Origin of the sequence: Meridianimarinicoccus sp. MJW13 (assembly GCF_014901205.1) — a bacterium.
In the GTDB taxonomy this organism is placed as follows: Bacteria; Pseudomonadota; Alphaproteobacteria; order Rhodobacterales; family Rhodobacteraceae; genus Meridianimarinicoccus.
This window is the reverse complement of sequence record NZ_JACNMU010000006.1, coordinates 310,819-320,075: the sequence shown is the minus strand read 5'-3', so window position 1 is coordinate 320,075 and position 9,257 is coordinate 310,819. Positions and strand designations below refer to the sequence as shown.

7 protein-coding genes are annotated in these 9,257 nt (G+C 61.8%); 4 read left to right on the top strand and 3 right to left on the bottom strand.

Annotated features, from left to right (window positions below; translation table 11 throughout):
• The first annotated feature begins 144 nt into the window (after positions 1-144).
• Positions 145-447: a hypothetical protein gene (locus tag H8B03_RS13130; protein WP_193142320.1), complete on the top strand. Its 303-nt coding sequence runs from the start codon at positions 145-147 to the stop codon at positions 445-447.
• A 3-nt stretch (positions 448-450) separates the two neighbouring features.
• On the opposite strand, the gene H8B03_RS13125 is transcribed toward H8B03_RS13130, so the two are convergent.
• The gene (locus tag H8B03_RS13125; RefSeq protein WP_193142319.1) at positions 451-2,895 is read right to left on the bottom strand and encodes a hypothetical protein; all 2,445 of its coding nucleotides are present in this window, start codon (positions 2,893-2,895) and stop codon (positions 451-453) included.
• Positions 2,896-3,115: 220 nt separating this feature from the next.
• Between H8B03_RS13125 and H8B03_RS13120 the strand changes: the two genes are divergently transcribed.
• Positions 3,116-4,042 (top strand): hypothetical protein, encoded by a 927-nt coding sequence (locus tag H8B03_RS13120; protein ID WP_193142318.1) that lies wholly within the window; start codon positions 3,116-3,118, stop codon positions 4,040-4,042.
• Positions 4,039-4,131: a VPLPA-CTERM sorting domain-containing protein gene (locus H8B03_RS19215; protein WP_193142317.1), complete on the top strand. Its 93-nt coding sequence runs from the start codon at positions 4,039-4,041 to the stop codon at positions 4,129-4,131. The genes H8B03_RS13120 and H8B03_RS19215 overlap by 4 nt, the downstream gene beginning before the upstream one ends.
• Positions 4,132-4,192: 61 nt before the next feature.
• On the opposite strand, the gene H8B03_RS13110 is transcribed toward H8B03_RS19215, so the two are convergent.
• Positions 4,193-5,818: an ABC transporter ATP-binding protein gene (locus H8B03_RS13110; protein WP_193142316.1), complete on the bottom strand. Its 1,626-nt coding sequence runs from the start codon at positions 5,816-5,818 to the stop codon at positions 4,193-4,195.
• A 437-nt stretch (positions 5,819-6,255) separates the two neighbouring features.
• On the opposite strand from H8B03_RS13110, the gene H8B03_RS13105 reads away from it, so the two are divergent.
• On the top strand, positions 6,256-7,905 hold the full coding sequence (locus tag H8B03_RS13105) for a hypothetical protein (protein ID WP_193142315.1): 1,650 nt from the start codon (positions 6,256-6,258) through the stop codon (positions 7,903-7,905).
• A gap of 86 nt (positions 7,906-7,991) precedes the next feature.
• On the opposite strand, the gene H8B03_RS13100 is transcribed toward H8B03_RS13105, so the two are convergent.
• Positions 7,992-9,110 carry an ABC transporter permease gene (locus H8B03_RS13100; RefSeq protein WP_193142314.1) on the bottom strand — a complete coding sequence of 373 codons (1,119 nt, stop codon included), beginning with the start codon at positions 9,108-9,110 and terminating at the stop codon, positions 7,992-7,994.
• Between the last annotated feature and the right edge of the window lie 147 nt (positions 9,111-9,257).

Here is a 9,257-nt window from a genome sequence, read left to right as displayed (position 1 = left end):
GCCCCGGCAACAGTCGGGGCGTTTGCTTGCCCGGCGTTAGGGTTCATTCCGCAAGGGGCGGACAATTGCTTGACGATCGCCTATATTGGGTCAAGAGCAGCGTATCGGGAGAACCCCGGACCATAGATTCTGGAGCAGAAACTCATGTCCCGCCCCATTTTGGCCCTGGCCGGCCTTGTCGTCCTTGCCGTCGGCACCTTCACCCTCGTCAGCGAGGATCGTGTCGGCAGCAGCGTGGCACCACTTGCCATGGAAACCGCGTCGACCGCCGGTCTTGTGCCGCAGGCCGCCCCCGCAACCCCGACCCGCGACGGGTATTCGACGGACCGGTTGTCGCAATCCTATGGCACCGTGTGTGAAACGCCCCGCGGCGAATGCACGGTCTCGCCGAAGCCGATCAATGGCTTTTGCACCTGCAATGGCGCGCCGGGCAAGATCATTCGCTAGACGTCAGTCGTCTTCCAGCACGCAGGCATCGACACGCGGATTGTGCGCGATCCGCACCGACTGCTTGTCGCGCCCCTCGCTGGTCCAGACTTCCAGAAGGCGTTTGACCCGTGCCGGGTCGTCTCCGGTCGCCACGGGCAGTCCTTCGAAATGGGCCAGGATCCCGCGCATGTCGGGCATCACCTCGATCCGGTTGGCCTTGATCCCGTCCAGCGTGACCACAGTGGAGCGCCACAGCCGTTCGCCCGAGATGGCGATGGTCAGATCGCCGCTTTCCCGCACCCCGTAGCAGATCTGCAGCCGGGACGTCTTGATCCGCGGTCCGCTGACAAGGCTGGTCGAAAACACCACGCCGTCCAGGGCCGGGTAATCGGGCGGCAGCTTCAGGGTTACGGTGCGTTTCTCAAAGCTGGGCATCAGTGCCGAGATGCGTTCATCAAGGGTCGCGGTGTTGTACGCTTCGCGGTTCAGCGGCACCCGGTCGATGTCGAGGAATCCCTTCCAGATTTCCAGCTCGAGCTGGTCCAGATAGGCAGGCACAGACACCAGCACCAGTTGCGAGGCGATCATCGGCTTCTTGATGCCCTCTTTGACGATGGACCAGCCGAAGTCGAAGATCTTGGAAGCGTCATCCACATCGCCACGCCGTCCTTCGCCCGAAGCGAAATTGATCAGGCTGGGGCGGGCCTCGACGCTGCGCTCCTGCTCTTGCAGGCCGAAGGACAGGGCGGCACCCAGGTTGGGCAGGCCGCTCAATCCGCCGGTCAGTGCCTGCCGTTCGCCAGTTTCGCTGACCACGCCGCTGACGTCGCCGCGCGGGAAGGCGGCATAGGTGTAGCTTTCGACCTGCGTCATGCGTTTGAGGAAGCTGAAGGCCCCCAGCCGAAAATACAGGGCCTCGCCGGAAAAGCAGCGGCTTTTCATCTCAGGGGGCGCGCTGCTGCCGATAAAGAACCACGGCTCGTTCTCGGCGATATTGAGAAAGCACAATTGGGACGGAGAGTCTTCGGTGTCGGCAACATTGGTCGCCATATCCGTCAGCGCGTTCAAGGTCGGTGTGTCCAGGGCTGCGCCCACCGCGTCGCGCGCCTCGCGGGATTCCTCGCGGAACTGCGCCCAGACAGATGATGTTCCCGACAGGCAGCGATCCGTCTGGCAATCCACAGGCCGCCAGCCCGATCCAAGGAAGATCTGCTCATCCTCGGGCGCCAGCGCCTGATCGACAAAGACAAGCGGCACTTCCAGCCCGTCCAGCGTCAGGTCCACCGACGCGCCGCAAATCTCGGGCCCGGTATCGGGGCGCGTAGTGACGCGCACTTCGAACATCCGTCCCCAGGGGTCGGGCAGTTGAAACCGGTTCGCAAATCCGATCCGGCTTTCCAGAAATTCAGCGACACTGGGATCCTTGCCCTCGGCAGTCTGCAGCAGGCAAAAGCCCGAGGCTTCATCCTCCATCAGGCCGAGATAGCTGTCGCCCAGGGTGATTTCGCGGCGCGGCATCCGCAGCACGAAGTAGAGCGAGTCATCGACCGCAGCGGTTTCGCCGAAGGCCTGCCGCAATCCCCACCTTCCCGCCGCCGACAGCGTGCCGTTCTGATTGCACAGCGGGCGGTTGAGTTCGATCGCGATCTCCTCGCGGGGGCGTTGGCACAGGACGGCCTCGTCGCCCTTGTGCTCGTTCAAACGCTGTTCGACGCTGTCGCGCCAGGCGTCGAAATGGGTGTCGAGACGATCAAGAATTTCCAGGTCGGCGCGATCCTGCTGGGCCAGTCGGGCCTCTTTCTCGGGATCGTAGACGCGTCCGAAATGCTGGGCCAGTTCCGCCGGCGACCGGGTGAGGAATTCCAGCGGGTTCGACGACATGCGCACGATCACCGTGGGGCTGAGCGTGGCCTTGGTGCCGGGCAGAACCGCGGTGTCGAACTTCAGCCCGAAGACGGTGTTGCCCGACAGGTCGTGCCGATCATCCAGCGAGTTTTCCAGGATCAACTGCCGGATCTTGTCGCGCGCCGCCGATTGCAGTTCAAACCTGGCGCGGAAGGGGATCTCTTCCGTTTCGGGGATGTTGATGGTGACCTGATTGGGCGTGGCGGCGGCGTCGGGTGCTGCCGCTTTCCCACCGGGTGCCGCACTGAGATTGATGTTTGCGTTGGTTTCCAGAATCCGGCTGACGCGCTGGTCGATGAAGCTGCTGCCATCGGCATCGATTTCATCCAGCTTGCCGCGCAACCAGGCGTCCTGCCGGTAGCGGTCGTTGACCAGCCGTTGCCGGGTATAGACCTCGGGGCTTTCCACGAAGATCAGCCCGGACTTGCCGCGCGCATCATTGATCGTGGAGCGGACACGCTCGATCCCGTCCACGAGGAAGGGAAACGCCAGGGTGAACATCCAGTAGAGCAGGAGGGTGTAGGCCAGTACCCCCGGCAGGATCAGAAGTTTACGCCACATGGCGCGAGGGTGACATGGTTAACGCCGCCCTGTCGAGCGATTTAACATTGCGTCAGGGTCTGGAAACCCACCGGGTCGGTCCGGGGCAAATGCCTGAAAAAACAGCGCGGATTCAGGGTACCCAAAAAACTGGGGACAGGACCGGTCTTCGCTTTGCCAAACAGCCTGAAGTTGTTTTCCCTCACTTGATAATAGAATGACAAACTTATTGGAGACAGGAATGAGGATTCTTCCTTTCGTTTTTTCCGCATGCCTTGCTTCACTGGCAGGCGGCGCACAGTCGGCATCCCTGACTTTGGTCAACGAGGCGACACTGGAGCCTCCAAGTCACGGCGATCGTTTGGGCTATACCATAGAAATGCTGGACGGTTTGGCGTTGATCGGGGCCAGTCGCCACAATCACGACAACGGTTCAGCCTTCCTGTACGATTACGCAGGCAGCCAACTGCAGTCCTTTCTTGTGCCGCTGGATCTTAACAATTTGCGTGCCGAGACCATCGCATTGGGCACAAGCCATGCCGCCTTGGCCAGCGTCAACTTCAAGAACGATGGACGGAACAAATCCGGAATCGCCTTTCTCTATAACTTCGATGGCAGCGTTGCCGCCACGGTCCATGCGCCGACCCTCAAGAAACTGCCGAACTTCGGTGAAACCATGGGGCTAGTCGGGGACAGCTGGTTCGTCGGGGCCCCCAACGACAAGGCGGCCACCACGGGCGGCGGAGCCGTCTATCTGTACGACACCGACGGAAATCTACTGAAGACGCTGTTCGAGCCGACTCCAACGGCATCAAACAGCTTTGGCGTGTACATGGATGTTGTCGGTGACAAGATCGTCATCGGATCCAACAGTGCGTCCTACGTCTACGATGCGGCAGGCAATCTTCTGGAAACGCGCGACATCTCCGGCGGCCGCCCATACCAAGAAGAAACAACAGTCTACTTCGAAGACAGTGTGTTGAAAGACGGTACACTGTATTCAACGGACGCCCCTACGTACGGGACACGGCCGGTCGTGATCGCCTCGCTGGCCAGGCTGGATGGCGACACACTCATTGCAAGTCACCCAGTAGGCTATGTTGATGGCCTTATGCCGCCGGCTGGGTCAGGTTCTACACGGTGGACGGGCTCGGCCCCGATGGCATGACGCCGGTCCCACTTCCTGCAAGCCTGCCCCTGTTGCTGGCGGGCCTGGTCGGACTGGGGGTTGCCGGACGGCGCGCCCGCGCTGATTGATCCGCTTGTCCCGACACGGCAAGGTCGCCCCCAGGGGGGGCGGCTTTTTCTTTGGCCGGATTCAGGCCCGCGCGCGTTCCGCCAGTACCGCCTTCAGATCGAAGGCCGCGCGCATCAGGCGGCGGGTATAGTCGGTCTGCGGGGCGTCAAAGATCTGCGCGGTCGGGCCGGCCTCGACCACATCACCGTCCTTCATCACCATCACCCGATCCGACAACGCCTGCACGACTGACAGATCATGGCTGATGAAGATGTAGCTCATGCCATAGCGCGCTTGCAGGTCGCGCAGCAGGGCGATGATCGACTTCTGGACCGAACGGTCCAGCGCCGAGGTCGGCTCGTCCAGCACGATCAGGGTCGGATGCAGCACCAGCGCGCGGGCGATGGCGATACGTTGGCGCTGGCCGCCCGAGAATTCATGCGGGAAACGGTTGCGCACCGACGGGTCCAGTTCGACCTCGGTCAGCGCCTGTTTGGCACGCGCATCCCGTTCCTTGGCCGAGATCGACGGGGCGTGCACCAGCAGCCCCTCGGTGATGATCTCGCCCACGGTCATGCGCGGGCTGAGCGAGCCATAGGGATCCTGAAACACCATCTGCAGGGTCTTGCGATAGGGGCGCATCTGCGCCCGGTCGAGACCGGAAATGTCATCGCCCATGAACACCACGCGGCCTTCGCCGGGCAGCAGTTGCAACAGGCAGCGGCCAAGGGTGGATTTGCCCGACCCGCTTTCCCCGACGATGCCCAGGGTTTCCCCCGTGCGCAGGCTGAGCGAGACGCCCTTGACGGCGGCGACGCCGGGGCTGGCCTTGCCCAGCCAATTGCGGTTGCCGCCAAAGGTGATGCCCACGTCTTCGGCCGACAGGATGGTTTCGGCACTGTCGTCCACCGGCGCCTTGCGGCCCTCGGGTTCCGCGGCCAGAAGCATCCGCGTGTAATCCTCGCGCGGGGCCGAGAAGATCTGAGCGGCTGGGCCGTGTTCCACCACCTGACCGGCCCGCATCACATAGACCCGGTCGGCAAACGCCTCGACGATGCCCAGATCATGGGTGATGAACAGGATCGCCATGCCCATCTTTTCCTGAAGCTCTGCCAAAAGGCCCAGGATTTCTGCCTGAATGGTCACATCCAGCGCGGTGGTCGGTTCGTCCGCGATCAGCAGGTCGGGGTTGTTGGCCAGCGCCATGGCGATCATCACCCGCTGCCGCTGGCCGCCGGACAATTCATGCGGATAGGCCTTCAGCCGTTCCTTCGCACGCGGGATCTGCACCAGTTCCAGCAACTCCAGTGCGCGGGCCGAGGCCGCCCGTCGCGACAGGCCACCATGCACCGTCAACGGTTCGCTGATCTGACGCTCGATGGTATAGAGCGGATCGAGCGAGGTCATCGGTTCCTGAAAGATCATGGTGACATGCTTGCCCCGGATCTTGTTCAACTGCCGTTTGCTTTTGCCCAGCAGGTTTTCACCATGATAGCGCGCAGCCCCTGTCGCATGGCCGTTCGAGGCCAGAAGCCCCATGGCCGCCATCATCACCTGGCTTTTGCCCGAACCGCTTTCGCCCACCACCGCCACGGTTTCACCCGGGTCGATGGTCATGGACACGCCGCGCACGGCTTCGACCATTCCGTCCGGCGTATCAAAGCTGACGTGGATATCGTCGATTTCCAGAATTGGCTGTTGGGACACGCGGGCCTCCGCTTGAGTCAGTTTCCCTGATTTCTCTCTTCGAAACGCTGAAGCAGGCGGATGTTCAGGTCAAGCACGACATCAAGGAAACCCGTGACCGCAGGCCAAACGCGTCTTCCGCGGAACGTCGAATCGGTGTCCTTCAGGTTGAGGAATTCTCCTCAGGCAAAAAACCAGTATTGAAAATATGCATATTTTATGGTTAACGTGACGGCAATTTTTTTGCTTGGAGGCGTAAATTCATGAAACATTTGCTTGTTTGCACGACTTTTGTGGCAATCTTGGCAAGTCCCTTGTCTGCCGCAACCTACAGTCCCGGTGTCTTGCAGTTCAGTACATCCGGCGCACAAAGCGCGTGGGGCACTGGCCCTGCGCAACAGTTGAGCGGAAAGCAGGTCTTCAGTCATTCGTTTGACGAAACCGCAACCCTGGGCTTCATGACCCCGCCAACCGATATTCCCAACCCGTTGTATGTTACAGAAAAGGCGGCTTACGACACGGCCTATGGCGTCTATCTGGGTCTGCTGTGGACCCACAACAACGTTACGCTGCCGGCCTATGACGCTGCAAAAGTCGCTTACGATACCTGCCGCGATACCTTGGGTCCTTTATGCCAACTTGGTTCGCCATCGGAGCCGCCCGCCCCAACGGCGCCTACACCGCCCACGTCATCTCCAACCATAACCGTCGGCAAGACCGGAACGACCGGAACCGTGGATGTGGACGGCAAGGTCGGGGTTGAATTCAGCTATGCGGCCACGGCCGGATCTGTGACTCCCAATGTCGATTTCACCGCCAGTGCCGTTATTCCCGATCAGGTGACGGCCGGCACCTTCTTTCAGCTTGGCAGTTCGACCTCGGCCCTTGTGGGGGGCGAGATCAATGCGGTGTCCCCCGGCATCTCGGCCGCGATCAACGGCATTCTGGATGTCAAGGTGGATGCCAGCGGCGAAGCCTGCCTGACCGGAAACTGCACGTCCGGCAGCACAACGCTGGTCGATGTGGATGAAACCATCGAACTTCTGTCGGTCGACAACACCGAGGTGAAATTCATCGACGGGGTCCTCAGCCGTATCGATCCGACCGGCACCCTGAAACTTGCGTTTCCAGTGGCCAGTGCCAACACCCAGTTGTTCAAGGGCATTCCGGTGACGCCGCAAAGCTCTCCGGCCATCGTTACGGTCAATGGCATTCAGATTGCCCCGGTAATAGGGTCGCCGCAAACGCCGGCGCCACCGCTGATCGAACTGGCCAATGGCGTGGTGGGGTTTCCCAATCTGGATTTCACAGGGTCCCTGGCCAACAACAAGATCTCGGCCAGTGGAACGGGAACCCTGCTGGACATCAACCTCGATCTTGACGGGATCACCAATCTGATCAATCCGACCGTGCCGCCCGGGGGGGCGTCCGTGACCTTCGGACCTGCGGCCCTGAACGCTGCGGCGACGCTGGAGGCCTTTGACGTCAACGCTGGGCCGACGATCGACCTGGTACAGGATTTTGACCTGATGGCCGGACTGGACGTGACCTTGCAGTTCGACAACCCGGTCCTGGCCCAAGATGTGCAGACCATTCCGTATATATGTGGGTTCACCGGACCGATCACCAGCCCTAAACCCAAATACTGCACAACGACCATCCCGATAGTGAAAGCGATCAGCAGTTGGACCGGGTCCTGGAACAACCTTCCGAGTATCGCGCTCTTTTCGGACGTCACGGTCACACCGACGTTCTCGCTCACCGCGCAACTGATGAGCAAACTGGCCCTGCAGTTCGGGATCGAGCTTGAGGCCCTGATCGGGTTGGGGGGCATCAATGTGGGTCCGCTGGCGGCAAGCTTCGGGCCAATTCTGGACTTCAACTTCCCGATCCAGCCCGACTGGGCGCGCGTGGATCTGTTCAACCAGATCTTCTCGCTGGGTGGCTTCAACTCCATCGTGGGGGCGCCGTTCTCCATCGCGGCCAGCTTCCCCGGCACCGCACCTCCGGGTACGCCGCCCACGGCGCCCGTGCCGCTGCCCCCGGCGGCCTTGTTGCTGTTGGGCGGGCTGGGAGCCTTGCGCCTGCTCAGGCGCCGCAAGGCCTGACAATGTGACAAGGCCCGCCAAGCATCAGCTTGGCGGGCCTTTTCCTGCGCGGCGCCCCTGACCGGCGCGGCAGAGTTCACACGGGGTCAGCGATCCTTGGGATCCAGCGCATCGCGCAACCCGTCCCCCAGGAAGTTCAGGGCAAACAGCAGCACGGTCAGGGTCAGCGACGGCCACAGCAGCATGTAGGGCGCACCGCGCATGTCCTTGGCGCCCTCCGAGATCAGCACGCCCAGCGAGGTCAGCGGCTCTTGCACCCCCAGCCCCAGGAACGACAGGAAGCTTTCCAGCAGGATCACCTTGGGCACCAGAAGCGTCATGTAGATGATCACCGGACCCAGCGTGTTGGGAATGATGTGCCGACGCAGGATGCCGGCAGACCCGACGCCCAGGGCATCCGCCGCCTGCACGAATTCGCGTTGTCGCAGCGAGATGGTCTGCCCGCGCACGATCCGCGCCATGTCCAGCCATTCCACCAGGCCCACGGCAATGAACATCAGGATCACGTTGCGCCCGAAGAACACCACCAGCAGGATCACGAAGAAGATGAAGGGCAGGGAATACAGGATATCCACCACCCGCATCATCATCGCATCAATCCGCCCGCCCAGATAGCCCGCCGCCGCACCGTAGGCAACACCGACCAGCAGCGACACCCCGGTGGCCAGCGCCCCGATGAACATGGAAATCCGCACCGAGATCAGAACCCGCGACAGCAGATCCCGGCCATTGGCATCGGTGCCGAAGAAGAAGTGATAGCGCGCCACATCCGCCTCGATCACCGCCGAGGTGCCGTCGGGCGACATCTCGACAACCCGCGCGTTGGAAAACAGGTTGGAGCGATCCACATAGCGCGTCACGCGCGGATCTATCTCACGGTGCGACGTGGCGGTGACACGCAGAGTGTTGCCCTCGACCGAAATCTCCTCCGGCGCCAGGCGGGCGCGAGTCAGAACCTTTTCGGCCGCCGGGATCACGGTATCGACGCGCGGATAGGCCTTCAGGCTGGCCGGTACCTTGACGAATTCGGGGTAGACCTTGGAATAGTCATGCGGCGCCACCATCGGCCCAAAGATCCCGGCCAGCAGCAGAAAGACCAGGATCCAGATCGAAGCCATGGCGGCATGGTTCTTGCGCAGCCGCAGCCAGGCCGTCGCCCAAAGCGAGCGGCTGGGGGCGGAGATATCCATGGTGGTGTCAGCCATGCGGGCCTCCAGTCATGCCGTGGCCGGTGCGGCGGTGTCGGGTTTGAGTATTTTTGCCAAGAAGAAACACCGGACAATGTAGCCAGACATGCTTTCTTCTTGGCTGAAATACTCCCGCCGGAGGCGGCGAAGGGCGGGCCACAGGCG